The sequence below is a fragment of the Candidatus Viadribacter manganicus genome (assembly GCF_001679665.1).
Lineage (GTDB): Bacteria > Pseudomonadota > Alphaproteobacteria > Caulobacterales > Aquidulcibacteraceae > Vitreimonas > Vitreimonas manganica.
The window spans coordinates 11,864-28,255 of sequence record NZ_CP013244.1 but is presented as its reverse complement, the minus strand read 5'-3'; the positions used below and the strand labels follow the sequence as shown (position 1 = coordinate 28,255).

Annotated in this window: 18 protein-coding genes and 1 tRNA gene; 5 read left to right on the top strand and 14 right to left on the bottom strand. The window is 60.6% G+C overall.

The annotated features are described in order from the left end of the window. Positions 1-210 precede the first annotated feature (210 nt). The 5 genes from ATE48_RS00170 to tig all read right to left on the bottom strand — a co-directional run bounded on the left by ATE48_RS00170 (position 211) and on the right by tig (position 5,470). Positions 211-1,119 carry a hypothetical protein gene (locus ATE48_RS00170; RefSeq protein WP_066766511.1) on the bottom strand — a complete coding sequence of 303 codons (909 nt, stop codon included), beginning with the start codon at positions 1,117-1,119 and terminating at the stop codon, positions 211-213. Positions 1,120-1,231: 112 nt separating this feature from the next. Next, positions 1,232-2,179 carry a hypothetical protein gene (locus ATE48_RS00165; protein WP_066766509.1) on the bottom strand — a complete coding sequence of 316 codons (948 nt, stop codon included), beginning with the start codon at positions 2,177-2,179 and terminating at the stop codon, positions 1,232-1,234. Positions 2,180-2,318: 139 nt separating this feature from the next. Beyond that, positions 2,319-3,239, bottom strand: a complete 921-nt coding sequence (locus tag ATE48_RS00160) for a hypothetical protein (protein WP_156767527.1) — start codon at positions 3,237-3,239, stop codon at positions 2,319-2,321. Between the two features lie 82 nt (positions 3,240-3,321). Continuing rightward, on the bottom strand, positions 3,322-3,966 hold the full coding sequence (locus ATE48_RS00155; protein ID WP_066766504.1) for an ATP-dependent Clp protease proteolytic subunit: 645 nt from the start codon (positions 3,964-3,966) through the stop codon (positions 3,322-3,324). 103 nt (positions 3,967-4,069) lie between these two features. Continuing rightward, positions 4,070-5,470 (bottom strand): trigger factor, encoded by a 1,401-nt coding sequence (gene tig / locus ATE48_RS00150; RefSeq protein WP_228126714.1) that lies wholly within the window; start codon positions 5,468-5,470, stop codon positions 4,070-4,072. 139 nt (positions 5,471-5,609) lie between these two features. Between tig and ATE48_RS00145 the strand changes: the two genes are divergently transcribed. Then, a tRNA-Leu gene (locus ATE48_RS00145) sits at positions 5,610-5,694 on the top strand. Positions 5,695-5,885: 191 nt separating this feature from the next. Here ATE48_RS00145 and ATE48_RS00140 read toward each other — a convergent pair. The 3 genes from ATE48_RS00140 to ATE48_RS00130 form a co-directional block, all read right to left on the bottom strand. Further along, entirely contained in the window at positions 5,886-6,569 is a 684-nt protein-coding gene (locus tag ATE48_RS00140; protein ID WP_066766497.1) for a hypothetical protein, read from the bottom strand. Positions 6,570-6,644: 75 nt separating this feature from the next. After that, entirely contained in the window at positions 6,645-8,117 is a 1,473-nt protein-coding gene (locus ATE48_RS00135) for a bifunctional ADP-dependent NAD(P)H-hydrate dehydratase/NAD(P)H-hydrate epimerase (RefSeq protein ID WP_066766494.1), read from the bottom strand. After that, complete coding sequence (locus ATE48_RS00130) at positions 8,114-8,686, bottom strand: histidine phosphatase family protein (RefSeq protein WP_066766491.1); 573 nt, start codon at positions 8,684-8,686, stop codon at positions 8,114-8,116. Before ATE48_RS00130 ends, ATE48_RS00135 begins: the two co-directional genes overlap by 4 nt. Before the next feature lie 183 nt (positions 8,687-8,869). Between ATE48_RS00130 and ATE48_RS00125 the strand changes: the two genes are divergently transcribed. The 3 genes from ATE48_RS00125 (at position 8,870) to ATE48_RS00115 (ending at position 11,417) form a co-directional block, all read left to right on the top strand. Further along, positions 8,870-9,208 carry a P-II family nitrogen regulator gene (locus ATE48_RS00125; RefSeq protein ID WP_066774441.1) on the top strand — a complete coding sequence of 113 codons (339 nt, stop codon included), beginning with the start codon at positions 8,870-8,872 and terminating at the stop codon, positions 9,206-9,208. A 97-nt stretch (positions 9,209-9,305) separates the two neighbouring features. Continuing rightward, positions 9,306-10,709, top strand: coding sequence for a type I glutamate--ammonia ligase (glnA, locus tag ATE48_RS00120; RefSeq protein ID WP_066766488.1), 1,404 nt, complete (start codon positions 9,306-9,308; stop codon positions 10,707-10,709). Positions 10,710-10,814: 105 nt separating this feature from the next. Then, on the top strand, positions 10,815-11,417 hold the full coding sequence (locus ATE48_RS00115) for a transglycosylase SLT domain-containing protein (protein WP_066766486.1): 603 nt from the start codon (positions 10,815-10,817) through the stop codon (positions 11,415-11,417). 59 nt (positions 11,418-11,476) lie between these two features. On the opposite strand, the gene ATE48_RS00110 is transcribed toward ATE48_RS00115, so the two are convergent. Together ATE48_RS00110 and ATE48_RS00105 are read right to left on the bottom strand one after the other, a co-directional pair. After that, entirely contained in the window at positions 11,477-11,839 is a 363-nt protein-coding gene (locus ATE48_RS00110) for a hypothetical protein (protein ID WP_066766484.1), read from the bottom strand. A gap of 111 nt (positions 11,840-11,950) precedes the next feature. Then, on the bottom strand, positions 11,951-12,427 hold the full coding sequence (locus tag ATE48_RS00105; protein WP_066766482.1) for a porin family protein: 477 nt from the start codon (positions 12,425-12,427) through the stop codon (positions 11,951-11,953). Between the two features lie 264 nt (positions 12,428-12,691). Here ATE48_RS00105 and parE point away from each other — a divergent pair, with 264 nt between their 5' ends. After that, positions 12,692-14,704 (top strand): DNA topoisomerase IV subunit B, encoded by a 2,013-nt coding sequence (gene parE, locus ATE48_RS00100; RefSeq protein WP_418219407.1) that lies wholly within the window; start codon positions 12,692-12,694, stop codon positions 14,702-14,704. A 194-nt stretch (positions 14,705-14,898) separates the two neighbouring features. On the opposite strand, the gene ATE48_RS00095 is transcribed toward parE, so the two are convergent. The 4 genes from ATE48_RS00095 to ATE48_RS00080 are packed head-to-tail and all read right to left on the bottom strand — an operon-like array spanning position 14,899 to position 16,024. Continuing rightward, positions 14,899-15,342: a fasciclin domain-containing protein gene (locus ATE48_RS00095; RefSeq protein ID WP_066766480.1), complete on the bottom strand. Its 444-nt coding sequence runs from the start codon at positions 15,340-15,342 to the stop codon at positions 14,899-14,901. A gap of 59 nt (positions 15,343-15,401) precedes the next feature. Further along, positions 15,402-15,596: a hypothetical protein gene (locus tag ATE48_RS00090; protein ID WP_066766478.1), complete on the bottom strand. Its 195-nt coding sequence runs from the start codon at positions 15,594-15,596 to the stop codon at positions 15,402-15,404. Next, positions 15,593-15,802: a hypothetical protein gene (locus tag ATE48_RS00085; RefSeq protein WP_066766476.1), complete on the bottom strand. Its 210-nt coding sequence runs from the start codon at positions 15,800-15,802 to the stop codon at positions 15,593-15,595. Before ATE48_RS00085 ends, ATE48_RS00090 begins: the two co-directional genes overlap by 4 nt. Before the next feature lie 15 nt (positions 15,803-15,817). Continuing rightward, on the bottom strand, positions 15,818-16,024 hold the full coding sequence (locus ATE48_RS00080; protein WP_066766474.1) for a hypothetical protein: 207 nt from the start codon (positions 16,022-16,024) through the stop codon (positions 15,818-15,820). Positions 16,025-16,392: the final 368 nt, after the last annotated feature.

Here is a 16,392-nt window from a genome sequence, read left to right as displayed (position 1 = left end):
CACCTGGCCGGTCAATACGACCATAGCAAGGATGGGGCCGCAAGCGGCGCTGACCGCTAGATAGTGTCCCTAAGCGCGGATTTCACGCCAAAATCCTGCATTTGGCATGACTCGCACCAGCCTTCGCCCATCGCCGAAGCTTACACCCACCGTGAATCAAAGGCCCGCCAGGGCAACAGCCCAATTGTTATCCACAGAGGTATTTCGCAGTTAATGCGGCGGAGGCGCCCCTGGATCGAGTTGTTCGACCATGGTCCTGGAGATGTCGCGCTGCTGCCAAATCGCCCGCGGCGCCGTCCTACGGGCCGTGTAGAGCCCTTCTAGATAGGCCTCATCCCACTGGGTCATGCCCGGCGGCATTGCCCGTCCGGCGTCTCGGTCGGCGAATAGGTTGAGGACAGTGGGTGTATCGGTCGTTTCGCCGTCGGCATCGAGCTGCGCAAGGGAAACCATCGCAAGATAGTCAGCCAGCGCCTGGAATTGGATCCCTTGAGCTTGGCGAGCGTCAACGATGATCAGAACGCGCAAGAAGTCTTGACGTGTCGCACGACGCAGACGGCTTGGCGGCATGCCGTTGCGGATCACCTGGGTCCCGCCGACGTCGCCGCTCAGCTCTTGCCCGTCACCAGAAACGGTCTGGTTCACGTGCCACCACCGCACCGGCGCACCCGAGGTGCTGAAGGCCTCAAGTTCGCCGCGTCCCAGCGTGCTCTCGCCTGTCGTCGAATAATACCCAACGAGCGTGCGGAACTCATCAACGATACCGGTCGCCAAACGCGACGCATCCGGCGTAACGAAAATCAAAATGTTGGCGCGGCACCCAGGGCCTTCGGTCTCGATGTCCACCTGATGCGCACGCTGCGCTATGCGATCGGCGACATACTGCATCTGCCGCGCAGGTAGTCCCGCCACGAGCGGACAGATCCGGCCATCCCAGCGCGCCAATTGCTGCTCACTGCCAGGGGCGACCGCGACTTCGCCGACAAAGTTCCGCACCATTTCTTGTAGGCGCTCACCAACGACGACGATGTCTTCTTCGTCAGCAGATTGCTGGGCCATGGCCGGCGTCGCGAGTGCGGCGACGGCAACAGCGCAAAGTGCAGAAAACGCCCTGATCATTCGATGTCTCGCTCTTAGTTCAACCCGTGCGGCCCATGGGCAATATGCGCCAACACCCCGATCGACCACAACGTGGCGACGAAAGCCGGCGAATATACCGCTGAGCGACGGGTTATCGATTTGGCCCACTGTCCGAACTCGACATCCGCCGGCTAATATCGCTGACCTGTTGGGTCATGCTCGCAGCGTTCCGCTCACTGCGATAGAGCCCATTCAGGTAGGCCGTATCCCAATTGGTCATCTCGAACGATGTGTTTTCGAGATCCTCATTGAACAGATTGAGGATCGTCGGAAACGCTCGAACCTGCGCCTGCGGATCGATTTGCGCCAAGGTGACCATCGCGATGTAGTCGCCGATCGAGTCCAGCGGATAGCCCTCCGCCAAGCTGGCGTCGACGATGATGAGGACGCGATTGAAGTCCTGGCGTTCAACTGAACGAACTCGCGAACCCGTTGAGCGCACAGACTGCACGCCAGTGAAGCCGTCCGGGACCGCAGTCATCGTGTCAGGCGGAGGCGGTGCTTCAGGTCGCGCGGAGTCGCTTCCCAGGCGATCGCCGTCCGCGCCGCGCGTTTGCACGACATGCCACCAACGCACGGGCCGTGGCGTCTCGATAAATGCAGTCAGCGCTTCTTGACCAAGGGTCGCGATATTTTCTTCGTGGTAGTAGGCGAAAAGCGATCGTCGTTGCTCAAGCAAGCCACGTGCGAACTCAGATCCGTTGCTTGCGAAAAATACAAAAACGTTGGGCCGGCAATTGGCGCGACCGGGACGCAGCCCAACCGCCTGTGCACGCAAGGAGACGCGATCAATCACCGTTTGACTTTGTTCAGCCCCCAACCCCGTCGCGCTGATGCAGATGTCATCATCCCACCGCGCGAGTTGATCCACCGAGGGCGGCGCGGTCGACACTTGCTCGACGAATGATTGAATCTGTTCGGGCCGAACGCCGGTGACGACGATGTCCGACTGCAGCTCAGGCGGCCCGTCTTGCGCAAAAGCCGGCGCCAAACCAACAAAAGCAAAAAAAGCTGCTGCGCAAACGACGATGCGGATCATTTTCGTGCGCCTCCCAGTCCACGCTACCGCCCGGTTTTCGGAAGAACGAGCATGAAAATGCAGTCTCACGCGACCGTTATCACACATGAATTGGGGCGGTCCTTCGCCCGCCCCAATCACGCTTCCTGTCTTTACGGTGCTAGTGAGAGATGTTTTCCGACATACGGCGCGCCACATCCGCGAACTGCCGGTTGCCGCCAGAATCGCGACGCGCCCGGTACAAGGCCTTCAAATAAGCATCGTCCCATGAGCTGAGTGCTGTTTGAGATGGCGCCGTCGAAAACAGGTTCAGGATCGTATCAAACTCTTGCGTACTCGCACTCGGATCGATTTGCGCAAGCGCGACCATCGCCACGTAATCCATCCACGCCGAAGGCTGCAGATTGGCGACACGGCGCGCGTCCACAACGACGAGCGCGTAGGTCAGTTCGTTACGGAGGGCCGTACGTGCGCGCGTGCCATTCGTGCGCACCGATTCCATGCCCTGGATGTCGCCGGCGCCAATGCCGGTTACCGATCCGCCATCCCCTGCCGCCGCCGCAGCCTGCGACCGGCCCGACGATTGGCGATCCATCTCCGCTCCCGGGCGACTTTGGATGGCTCCGGCGCCTTCACTGGCGATGTACCACCAGCGCACGGGGCGCGAGACATTGGCGAACTCATCAAGTTCCTCGCGTCCCGCCACCACCGCGCCGCCATCTGTGTAGTAGCCGAGGAGGTCGCGTCTTTGATCCACGATTTGCCGGGTAAGAGCATCCGCGTCCGGCGCGTAGATCACCATCACATTCGCTCGGCAGCCGGGCGCCCCGGGGTCCAAGCCAACGGAACGGGCACGTACGGAAATCCGATCAACGAGAGTTTGCGCGTCGGCAACTGACAGACCGACTGCCCCCACGCAAATATTGTCTTCCCAACGCGCAAGCGGCCGCTCGGATGAGCGCGGCTCAAGAGCTACTTGTTGGACGAAGTTCCGTGTGCTGGGCGCTTCGGTCTGCGCCAAGGCCGGCGTGCTGAAGCAAAAGACGGCGCCGATGGCTGCCGTGAACATAGCCGTACGCATGTGATCACCCTCATGTTTGCGACACGAGGCTAACCGGCAATATCAGAGGTCACAACGCCCGTTGGTCGACAGCGCCGCCGGTTCAGGCGGCGCCCGACAGGCCGCCTTCGGGCAGTTCACGACGCTCGTAAACGCGGTCAACTATGCCAAAAGCTTGAGCTTCTTCGGCGGTCATGAAGTGATCGCGGTCAAGCGTACGCTCGACCTTCTCGTACGGTTGACCCGTATGCTTCACGTAAATTTCATTGAGCCGGCGCTTGGTCGCGATGATGTCCTCAGCATGGCGCTCGATGTCAGAGGCCTGGCCGCGGAACCCGCCTGAAGGCTGGTGAACCATGATCCGCGCATTCGGCAACGCAATGCGAAGGTTCTTTTCGCCTGAGGCAAGAAGCAATGAACCCATGGAGGCCGCTTGGCCGATGCACACAGTCGAGATCGGGCTGCGAATGTATTGCATCGTGTCGTAGATAGCGAGACCTGAGGTCACGATGCCGCCCGGGCTGTTGATGTACATGGCGATCTCGCGCTTCGGGTTCTCGGATTCCAAGAACAGAAGCTGCGCCGTCACCAAGCTCGCCAAACCATCCTCAACTCCGCCTGTGACGAAGATGATCCGCTCCTTCAGGAGACGCGAGAAAATGTCGAACGCCCGTTCGCCGCGGCTGGTCTGCTCGACCACCATCGGGACGAGGTTGGCGTAAGTGGCGATTGGATCGAACGTCTTCATGTGAGCCTTTCGGAGCGCCCGGAATCAGACGACCCCGGCGCGCTTCATATTTGACGCTTAGACGCGCCCCGCAAGCCCTAGCTACTGCGTTCGAGCTTAACGTTTAGTCTTCAGCCTTCGCGGCCTTGGTTTTCTTAGCTTTCTTGGCCGGGGTGGCTGTCGGCGGCTCGTCATCGGCAAAGAGCTCGTCTTTGGTGACGGTCTGATTGGTGACGTCAATCAGCTCCATCATGTAGTCGACGACCTTCTCTTCATAGAGCGGTGCACGGACCTGAGCGACCAGCTGCGGATTGCGGCGGTAGGCCTCAAACACTTGCTGCTCCTGGCCCGGGAAGTTGCGCGCCTGCGCGGCGATTGCGCGGCCAACTTCTTCGTCGGAGACCTCTAGTTTGTGGCGACGGCCAATTTCCGCGAGCAGCAGCCCAAGCCGCACGCGGCGCTCTGCAATCTCGCGATACTCAGCCTTCAAGTCGTCGTCGGTCTTTCCTTCGTCTGAAGGATCGAGACGGCCCTGCTCGCGATCTTGCTCGATCTGACGCCAGATCTGATTGAACTCAGCTTCAACCATGCGCGGCGGCAATTCGAAATCGTGCGTTTCGTCGAGTTGATCGAACAACTGGCGCTTTGCCTTCGCGCGCGATTGTTGCTTGTGATCGTTCTCGATCCGCTCCTTCAAAGCGTCCTTGATCGCTGCGAGGTTGTCAAAGCCAAGTTGCTTTGCCCATTCGTCATCCGGTTCGCCCTGCTTCGGACCACGGACAGTTTTGATCTTCGTCTCGAACTCGGCAGCCTTACCGGCCAGCCCGGCTGCGGGATAATCATCAGGGAACGACACTTTCAGAGTGCGCTCGTCGCCTGCCTTCGCACCGACAAGCTGCTCTTCAAATCCCGGAATGAAGCGGTTGGCGCCGATCACAACTTCAGCGTCGTTCGCCGCGCCGCCGTCAAACGCTTCGCCGTCGATGCGCCCGAGGAAATCGATGACAAGCTGATCGCCATCAGCAGCCGCGCCTGATTTATCTTCGAAGCCGCGCTGGGCCTTCGCCAATTCGTTGAGCGCTTCATTCACTTGCTCATCCGACACCGCGGCGGTCGGACGCGTGATCTTGATCGACTTAAGATCGGTCGGTTCGAATTCCGGCATGACCTCGAGTGAAAGCTCGAACTTGAGATCTTCGCCGCCAGCCATGACTTTCGTCATGTCGCTCTTCAGATCGAGCGCCGGCTCCGACGCCGGACGAAGGCTGGCGAGGCCCTCCTTCGTTGAGGACTGCACGGCCTCATTGATGATGTCCTGCATCATGCCCGGTCCGTAGACCTTGCGAATGTGGCTCACCGGCACCTTGCCCGGACGGAAGCCATTGATGCGCACTTGCGGCTGAACTTCCGCGATCTTGGCATTGAGTTTTTGCTGCAGCTCGGCCGCCGGAACGACGACATCGTAAACGCGCAGAAGACCTTCAGACCGGCTCTCGGTGAGCTGCATTAGACGTGCTTTCGACATGCGCGCCGAGGCTGCAAATCCCGTTGCCGCGACGCTGAATTCAGGAAAGGCGGGCTTATGGCATCCCGCCCCGGCAGAGTCCACGGCCTCACGAGAGGGTGGACGCAGGCCCAACCGCCCCCTAAACGGGCGCCATCCAGCGGACGTGGCGGAACTGGTAGACGCACTGGATTTAGGTTCCAGCGCCGAGAGGCGTGCGGGTTCGAGTCCCGCCGTCCGCACCATTTCTACAATCGCCTGTCGATCGGGATCGGATGAATAGTGGGGGCCCAGAGCCCCGCCCAACATCACCACGACGATCACCCAGAAGGCGCCGAGGATGAGCGCCACCACCATTCAGACGAGGCCAAGCGCAGCTAGCGACCTTAGAAGGCCTCCAGCCGCTCGTTGGCATCATCAGCCATTAGCTAAGCGATTAATTCCAACCGCTCGACGAAGCTTCGGCAGCGACTTCGTTGGTCGGGCGGGCGATCAGGCCGTTTTGCGTGATCCGGACCTCGTAGCGCGCGCCTTCAGCCATCGGCATGTAAGCGCCGGACCCATAGAGCGTGTCCACCATCGGGGCATAACGGCTGTATTCGCGCGCCAGCGGCCACAAATCGATGCCGGACTGGCGTGTAGGGCGAATGTCGTAGGCGCTCCGCTCGGCATTCAATTCTTGCTGCGTGTCGGTGTAACGGCCCGAAAAACGATCAAGCCGGTATTGCGAATCCAGGCCCAAAACGTTGGCCCACGGCTTCCAGCGCAAAACCCGCGCTTCCATCCGCCATTCATCGCCATGCACCTCAAACGTGCGCGTAATCCCTTCGGGATCCTGCTCCGTTGGCGGCTCAACGACCACAGCTTCGTAGAGTTGCGGACCCTTCTGGCTGATCTCGATCGTCGCGACCGGGCGCTCATAGGTCAGCCGGTGATAGCTTTGAACATTAAGACCCAGGAGACCGATAATCGCGCCAATGCCAAGGAAAAGCGCGCCGCCGAGGACACCACGTCCGCCCTTAACTGGCCGCCCGCGGAACATCCAGCCAAGGCCGCTCAGCGCAAACGCCAAGCCGATCACGGCCACGAAGCCCGGAATGATCCACCACCACCAAACCATAGTCTCTTCCCCTCACACGGAGCGCGCGTCCCGCCTCTAGGGTTAACGCAAAAACTGGGGCCAAAACAGGTCCGATCAACCCAATGGTTTGCGCTTCAGCCCCTGAGGAGCCAGCGCGTTGAATACGCTAGGTAAAATATCAGGAAGATCGTCCGCGGTTAGGCCCGGTCCAAAGGCTTCTCCAGCGCGGCCGTGAACCCATGCGGCAGCCGCTGCCGCTTCAAAGCTCGCCATCCCCTGCCCAATAAGACCCCCGATCAGTCCAGCCAACACGTCGCCAGAACCGGCCGTGGCCAGGAATGGCGTTCCAGTCGTGTTGACGATGGCACGCCCGTCCGGTGCGGCGATCACGGTCGCCGGCCCTTTCAGCAAAACCACGCATCGCGCGTACGCCGCTGCGGTGCGCGCTGTGTCGATGACGTTCGTTGCGTTGCTCCACACTCCCGGAAACGCCCGCCGAAACTCTCCGACATGCGGCGTCATCACGTCGTGCCCCTCCAACCCGTGGGTGAGCGGCGCCAACAGCGTGATTGCATCAGCATCCAGGACGAGCGGACAACGCGGCGATGCTTCTAACGCCGCAAGCAACAGCTTGTAGTGCGCGTCATCGGTCCCAAACGCTGGACCAATAACCATCGCGCGCGCGGCGCGCGCCGCTTCCGCGTAACTCGCTGCTCCTTGCGCTTCGCGCAGCATGATCGCGGTCAGCTGTGCTGCGTTCTGCGCCAACGCATCGGTCGGACTAAGGACAGTCACAAGACCCGCACCAGCGCGCATCGCTGCACGCGCCGACAATCGCGCAGCGCCCGTTCGCGTGCGATCACCGCTCGCGACGATGACATGCCCGCGCTCGTGCTTGTGCGTGTCGGCCTCGGGCCACGGCAACGACCAAAGCGACGGATCATTTTCGAAAAGCGAAACGTGTTGGGCGTCGACAACCGAGTCCGGAGCGCCAATATCCGCCACTACCACCTCGCCGCACCACGCCCGCCCCGGCATCAGCACATGCGCCGGCTTCTTGCGGACAAAGGTGACGGTCAGCGCCGCTTCGAAACACACGCCGCCGAGCGGCGCACCATCATCGCCGCTCACCCCGCTCGGGACGTCCACGGCCACAACCCGCTCAGCCGGCAAAAGCGCAGCCAAACGTGCACTTTCACCTCCCAACGGTCGAGACAGGCCAGCGCCAAAGAGCGCGTCGACAAAAAGCTCGGCGTCACGACCGCTCCCGCCGAGTTCAAACGTTTCACCAGTCCAGGCGGCGGCAACGTCGGCCGCATCACCACGCAACGCAGCCCGCGAGACCAGAGATTCAACCCAAACCGGCCACCCCGCTTCGAGCAATTTCCGCGCGACAACCCAACCATCGCCGCCATTGTTGCCGGGGCCACAGAGCACTGCCGTCCGTTGTTTTGGAAACCGCTTCACGATCGCGTCGGCGACCGCACGGCCGGCATTTTCCATCAGCGTGCGCGTGGAGACACCGGCCGCTGCACTCGCAGCATCGATCGCGCGCATCTCCTCGACGGTGATGATCTCACGCGTCAACGCACTTCGCCTTGCACCATACTATCGCCGAGACGCACAAGCGATAGGACGCCATCTCGCACAGCAAATTCGGAGATCGATGCATAACCCGGCACACAGACGATGGTGTCGTGGCTTTTCATCGCCGCGCTCGCGAGCGCGTTGATCGCGATGAAATGGGAGAAGATGGCGCTGTCTCGCTTCAACACCAGAACTGCCGCGACAACGCTATCGCGCCAAGCCCGAAGCGCCGGGTCGACATCGCTCCATTTCCTACGCGCCGCCCCCTCATCCCATGGGAAGTTCTCACGGAGCCAAATGCGCCGATCCCCGACACCCGCTGGTGCAACGACCTCGCTAACCCCTGGCTCAACTCGCGCACTCGAACCGCTCATTACTTCAAATGGCGCCGCCGTTTCACGGCACCGGCGCATTGGCGACGAGACCACGTCAAGCGGGCCAAAACCCGCTAGTGCGTCTGCCGCCGCTTGCGCCTGAACGCGCCCGGCATCTGAGAGCCCAGGATCATTGGACACGCCACCCCAAGCAGCTTCCGGCTCGCCGTGCCGTATTAGAAACAAACGTGTCATTCGTTGAACCTAAGCCCGTGTTTTGCGCGCGCCAGCCATTTGATTGTGCACCGGCGCCTCCCAAAGAGGCGCCCGCGACAAGCTCCCCAGGACCGACAGCCGGTTAACTTCCAGACTCATGCACGCAGGTCCATGAGAGCCGAAATCACGACCGGCGCCGTGTGGATAAAAGGGGATGCTGAGGTGAAGAAAATCGAAGCTATCATCAAGCCGTTCAAACTGGACGATGTAAAGGAAGCGCTCCAGGAGATCGGCCTCCAGGGCATGACGGTCGTCGAGGCCAAAGGCTTTGGCCGCCAAAAGGGACACACCGAGCTCTATCGCGGCGCCGAATACGTCGTGGATTTTCTGCCCAAGCTGAAGGTCGAGGTCGTCGTGGCGGACGAACAGGTCGACGGCGCGCTCGAAGCCATTCAGAAGGCCGCCAAAACCGGCAAGATCGGCGACGGCAAAATTTTCGTCCTTGATGTCAGCAACGTTGTGCGCATCCGGACTGGCGAAACAGGCGCTGCGGCGGTCTGATCGCACCAACGGCGCTGATTCTCAAAGCGAAGGCGCGCGGACCGAGACGCGAGCTTTCGCTTAAACATATCAACAAAAAAGCTCGGGGGAGTTTCCGATGTCGGACGAAGTTCTGAAGCTGATCAAGGACAAAGAAGTCCAATACGTTGATCTGCGTTTCAATGACCTGCGCGGTAAGATGCAACACGTCACCTTCGATGTGTCGATGATCGACAAAGACATCTTCACCGAAGGCACGATGTTCGACGGCTCATCCATCGCCGGTTGGAAGGCGATCAACGAGTCCGACATGGTTATGCGCCCTGACCCCGCCGGCGCCCACATCGATCCGTTCTACCAGCAAACCACGCTCGCGATGTTCTGCGACATCCTCGAGCCGGGCACGTTGCAGCCCTATTCACGCTGCCCGCGCGGCATCGCCAAACGCGCTGAAGCCTATGTGAAATCCTCCGGCGCTGGCGATGTCGCCTATGTTGGACCGGAAGCCGAATTCTTCGTGTTCGATGATGTCCGTTGGTCAACAGACCCGCACAATACCGGCTACTCATTCGACTCGACCGAGCTGCCCTTCAACACCAACAAGCCATATGAAGGCGGCAACCTCGGCCACCGCCCGGGTCCGAAAGGCGGCTATTTCCCGGTACCACCGATCGATTCACTGCAAGACATGCGCGGTGAAATGCTTGAGATCATGGGCCAGCTCGGCATGCGCCCCGAGAAGCATCACCACGAAGTTGCGCCCGCCCAGCACGAACTTGGCCTCAAGTTCAACACGCTGGTCACGATGGCCGACAACATGAACTTGTATAAGTACATCATCCACCAGGTGGCTGCATCGTACGGCAAGTCAGCGACGTTCATGCCGAAGCCTTACTACAAGGACAACGGCTCCGGCATGCATGTCCACATGTCGATCTGGAAGGGCAATAACAACACCTTCGCCGGCGATCGCTACGCCGATCTCAGCGAAAACTGCCTCTTCTTCATCGGCGGCGTCATTAAACACGCACGCGCCATCAACGCGTTCGCGAACTCAACGACCAATTCGTACAAGCGCTTGGTGCCTGGCTACGAAGCTCCAGTGTTGCTCGCTTATTCCGCGCGCAACCGATCAGCGTCGTGCCGCATTCCGCACGGCACCGGCGCCAAGGCCAAGCGCGTCGAAGTTCGCTTCCCGGATCCGGCGGGCAATATGTACCTCACGTACACTGCCCTGCTGATGGCCGGCCTCGATGGCATTCAAAACAAAATCCACCCTGGCGATCCGTTGGATAAGAACCTCTACGATCTGCCGCCGGAAGAGTTGAAGGACGTGCCGACCGTTGCGTCGTCATTGCGTCAGGCGCTCAACGCCGTTGATGCCGACCGTGACTTCCTGCTGAAGGGCGGCGTTATGAGCGATGATCTGATCGACGCTTACATCGAGCTCAAGAAAGAAGAACTCGACCGCTTCGAAACCCACCCACACCCGGTGGAATTCGATATGTATTACAAAGCTTAACGCGCCTCTTCAGCGCATTTGCTGCGGGCCGGAGAGCGATCTCCGGCCCGTTTCGTATGCGGGCTCCGCTTGGCGGACAATGCGACGCGACCTAAAACACCGCGCATGCACCGCCGCTTGTTCATCCTGGGCGCGACAGCCAGCCTCGGCGCCTGTGTCACCAACGATCCCGTCGACGATCCGGGCGATGCGTGTGAGATCTTCGAAACCCAGGAGGGTTGGTGGCGCTCGGTTAAACGGGCACAGCGCCGCTGGGGCGCACCGCCAGCACTGCAGTTGGCGATTATGCGCCAAGAGAGTGGCTTCGATCATAACGCACGCCCGCCACGCGGACGTATTCTGTTCGTCTTCCCGGGCCGACGCGCCTCAAGCGCTCACGGCTACGCACAGGCGCTTCGTTCGACGTGGGAAGAATATGAACGCGCACGCGGCGACGATGGCTTGGATCGCAACGAATTCAGCGACGCTGCTGATTTCGTATCCTGGTACACAAGCATCTCACACAGCGAGCTCGATATTGCGTATTCTGACGCGCGCAGCCATTACCTCGCCTACCACGAAGGCCGCGGCGGCTATCGTCGTGGAAGTTATAGCGGCAACTCGAGCTTGCTCGCAGCGGCGGCGCGGGTCCAATCGTACCACGACACTTACGCGGCCCAGCTCGATCGCTGCGATGGGCGCCTCAATCGCGGTTGGCTGCCCTTCTAGCGCGAACAAGCAAAAGGGGCCGGGAATGATCCGGCCCCTCACGTCTCGCTGTTCAAGGCTTAGCGACGCTGACGTGCTTGGAACGCGTCAACCTGCGCTTGCCAGGCGACGCCCGCCTCACGTCCAGCAGCAAGCGCCGCATTGTATTCAGCTTCACGCGCATCAGTCTGCGCACGCAAAGCGCGAACTTCTTGAATGCGGCACTGCATAAGCGCCGTGCTGGACGTGTTCCACGCTTCATATTGAGCAACAGCCGCTGTCATCTGTTCAGCGTTGGAACGAGCGCCATTGGGCGGAGTGGGCGGGGCCGGAACCGCGGCGCACGCGGATGGCGCTACGGTCGCTGGAGGCGCCGTCGTCTCTTGCGCGTGAGCACTTAGAGTGAATGCGGCCATAAACACCGCCGCCAAAACAAATCTCATCACGCCTGCTCCAATTGGTGTCCCTCTCCCGCAACGTACGAACCTACCCCCGCGCAAAGCAAGCGGGCCAGAGCATACGCCCTGGCCCGCAAGCTTCACATTCGGCTGATCTTAGAAGTTGAACGCTGCACCGAGCGAGATCGCGTCGGAATCGAGGTCACCTTCCATGCGCGTGTAATCGGCGCGAATGCCGATTCCCGGCGTCGCCTGCCAAGAGACGCCGCCGCCATAGGCGAGGCCATCATCGTCGGCGTCGCCAAGCGGGGTGTCGACTTGCATGGTCTGATAGCCAAGTCGGCCGTGCGCCGAGAAACCAGCGCCGATCGGCACGATGCCAACCGCGTACGCGCCAACTGCGTGATTGAGTTCCACGCCTTGGTCGTCGTCCACACCAACCGTGCCTTCGCCTTCAACAGCGAAGTTGGGATTGAAGCGATAGCCCAGACGTCCGGTCGCGCCGCCAACCTCAGCGCCATCGAGATCGTATTGGCTGTACGCCGCGCCAGCATACCATTCCGCATGCGCAACTGCTGGCATGGCCATCAGCGCCGTGGCGACCACTGCGGCCATTATTGAAAACTTCTTCATGCCTGCTGCTCCTCGTCCTGAGCGGCCCCCGCATGCCGTGACGTGCGACCCAACGGCCCTTGGAGGCGGTTGTTGCGTTCGGAACCGCGATTTCCTGCGCCCGCACTTAGGGCGTGACCCATAGGACACTTAATTCCCCCACTACGTGTCGTTTACCCCCCGGATACCGAAGTCTGATCCGTTCGAACGCAGAGCGAAGCATTGCTGCGGGCGCGCGAAGCGTCTTAAGGAACGTCCATGGCGCAAGCGCAGAAGAAATCTTCGATGCCCAAAGACGGCGATGACAAACTCTGGGACGGCAACCTGTTCGGCGACAGCGACCCGCCGCCGGCAGCCGCCAAAGATGCTTATACAGCGAAGGACATCGAGGTTCTCGAAGGCCTCGAACCGGTTCGAAAACGTCCCGGTATGTACATCGGCGGTGTCGATGAACGCGCTTTGCACCACCTCTTCGCTGAAGTGCTCGACAACTCGATGGACGAAGCCGTCGCCGGCTTTGCTGATCGCATCGAAGTTGAACTTGAAGCGGACGGCACCTTGCGCGTGACCGACAACGGCCGCGGCATGCCTGTCGATCCGCACCCGAAGTTTCCGAAGAAGTCCGCGCTCGAAATTATCATGACGGTGCTACACGCCGGCGGAAAGTTCTCAGGCAAAGTCTATCACACCTCGGGCGGCCTCCACGGCGTCGGCGTCTCGGTCGTCAACGCACTCTCCGACAAAGTCGAAGTCGAAGTGGCGCGCGATCGCAAACTTTATCGCCAGACATTCTCGCGCGGCACGCCAACCTCGAAGCTCGTTGAAGTCGGCGCCGCACACAATCGCCGCGGCACCACCGTACGTTTCCACCCGGACGCCGACATTTTCGGCAAAGGCGCAGCCTTCAAGCCTGCGCGCCTGTTCCAGATGGCGCGCTCCAAAGCATACTTGCAGCGCGGCACGCAGATACGTTGGAAGTGCGCGCCCGAACTCATCAAGGACGACACGCCGGCTGAAGCAATTCTCCACTTTCCAAACGGTCTTGCCGATTTCTTGGCCGAACTCACCAAGACAAAGCGCGCCGTCGTCAACGAAGCTTTCTCCGGCAAGACCGATAAGGACAGCCCGCACGGCCGCGTCGAGTGGGCGATCACCTGGGTGAGCGATGGTTTCGGCGAAGCCGACGGCTTCCTCCGTTCCTATTGCAACACCGTCTACACGCCCGACGGCGGCTTCCACGAAGCCGGCTTCCGCGCCGCGATTGCCAAGGGCCTCCGCGCTTACGCCGAGCTACGCAACAACAAGAAGGCCACCGCCATCACGCAAGAAGACGTGATGAACACAGGCGCCGGCCTCGTCTCGGTCTTCATTCGCGATCCGCAATTTGAGGGTCAAACCAAGGGACGCTTGGTTTCGACGGAAGCCGCAAAGATCGTCGAAAACGCCGTGCGCGATCCATTCGATCACTGGTTGGCGGCGAACACCCAAGAGGCCAACAGGCTGCTCGAATGGTGCATTCAGCAAGCCGAAGACCGCATGCGCCGACGCAAGGAGAAGGAGGTCTCCCGCCAAAGCGCAACGCGCAAATTGCGCTTGCCCGGCAAACTCGCCGATTGCTCCCGTGCGGGCGACAAGGACACTGAGATTTTCCTGGTCGAAGGCGACTCCGCCGGCGGCTCCGCTAAGCAAGCGCGCTCGCGCGAGACGCAGGCGATCCTGCCGCTACGCGGTAAGATCTTGAACGTCGCCAGCGCCGGCGCCGAGAAGATGAGCGCCAACCAAGAACTGTCCGATCTCGCCCTCGCGCTTGGCGTGCAGATGGGCGCGAAGTTCAAGCTCGACGATCTGCGCTATGAACGCGTGATCATCATGACTGACGCCGACGTCGACGGCGCCCACATCGCGTCACTGCTGATCACCTACTTCCACAAGCAGATGCCGGCGCTCATCCGCGCTGGCCGCCTCTTCCTCGCGATGCCGCCGCTCTATCGCATCACCGCCGGCAAAGAGAGCATCTACGCGCGCGACGACGCGCACAAAGAAGCGCTGCTCAACGGCGAATTCAAGGGTCGCAAAACCGACATCTCACGCTTCAAAGGCCTTGGCGAAATGATGCCGGCGGACTTGAAAGACACGACGATGAACCCGGCCACCCGCACGCTCGCGCGCGTCGTCTTGGATGAAAGCGGCGCGCCGGATTTTGAAGTGCTGATCGAAACACTGATGGGCAAAAAAGCCGAGAAGCGCTTCGACTACATTCAAGCGAACGCGAAGTTCGTTGAGGACGTGGACGTTTAGATTTCAGAGCTTGCTCAGATTTACCGCGAAGCTCCGCTTGAGCGCGAGATCTGTCTTGACCTCGAAGCTCATCCGCTCCCCGCTGACTACGCGCGCCAGCCCCGCGTTCTCCAGCTTATTGGCGTAGAAGATGACGGCCGACCGGCCGTTATCAGGAGAAATGATGCCTGAGCCTCGCCTCAGATCGTATGATTTTATGGCGCCCTTCCTGCGACAGCGGCGGCAGCTTGGCGCGGCAACAGCAATGCATCAATGCCATGCACAACGCCGTTTCGCGCCATCAGGTCGGGTTTGATCACCCTCGCATCGTTGACGCGCAAGTGGGTGCTTCCGTCGATAATGACATCGCCCCCTGCCTGCATAACACCGCGGATTCGCTTACCGATGAGGCGCGCCGTTGCGACTTTGCCGGCGGCGATATGATAGCCGAGCACGCGCTGGAGATTTTCTCGATCGCCGTGGAGAAACTGATCGAGCGCCGCCTTTGAAAACGCAGCGAATGCACTGTCGGAGGGGGCAAACACGGTGAAGGGTCCCGCGCCTTCCAGCCGCTCAGAATAGTCACTGGCTCGCAGCATCGTTGCGAACAGGTGGAAGCCGGCGCGGTCGGCAACGCTGACCACAGATAATGCACTCATGATCGTTCGCTCCTTGGCGCAATGCGCCAGCGTCGGCCATCAGAAAAATGTAGACGGACTCAACGCGCGTCGTAGGCGTCCTGCGCCTTCACATAGCAATCGTACAATTCCCGCAGATGCGTGCCGGGTTCACCTGTGGCGCGGCCGTGAAAGCGCGCCATGCCGGCATCGCGCTCACCGAACAGCTTTCGGACCTCAATCATCCATGCTTTATCCGCGGCGGCGGATGCTTGAAGGAGTCTGAGCTTGCTCATGTTGCGTTCTGCACGCGTTTGATCTCGTCGCGCAGACCGCGCTCATCAAAAGTGTCGCCGCTCACAGTATCGCGAATGCGGATGAGGCGCATACCGCGCCGTTCGAGTCCCACCGCCCAGCCCAACGCCGCTTTTGCGTCAGGAAAAGTCGCGCTTGGTTCAAAGCGAAGTCCAGCGCCAGGAGAAGAGTTCACTATAAAAGGCATGGAGCGTCCTACTTGCTAGGCCGTCGGCGCGGTTGTGCCTTCGGAGAATGAAAAGTCTGATGAGCCCGGCGCGTGATCGCCGTATTTAACGGTGTAGGCTGAGCCCAAAGTCAGAGCCAAATTCTCTGCCTCAGCGCTCGACGTGAACACACCCGCCAGATGCCAAGGCTGTAGCCGAAGCACGCCCCAGCCGCGTTTCAACATCTCTCCTTGGATCGGCATGTTTCGTCCTAGCGCACACGGCAAATGAGCCGCCCGTCGCGGGCGGCGCAAGCGATCGTACTTGTTGCTGAAGCGCCAACGTAGCACGTTTGCTGAGGGCTGTGGGATTATTCTGCTGCTGCTCAAGGCGTTGGTTTTGACCAACTTCTGTTTGACCTGTGCATCGGCAACTCACTGCGCCCATAAAGATAGCGCCGCTTGAGTCGGCGGGAGCGCCGCAAATCATCAAATTCGTGAATTTTACTTCTGCCTCGGATTCGAGACTTGAAGTCCATATCAACCGCGCGGAAGTCGGGTGCGTTCGAGACAGCCACGGCAAGACCATCATCCTCTTTCACGCCATTACGGCCACCGAAACCGTCATTGGC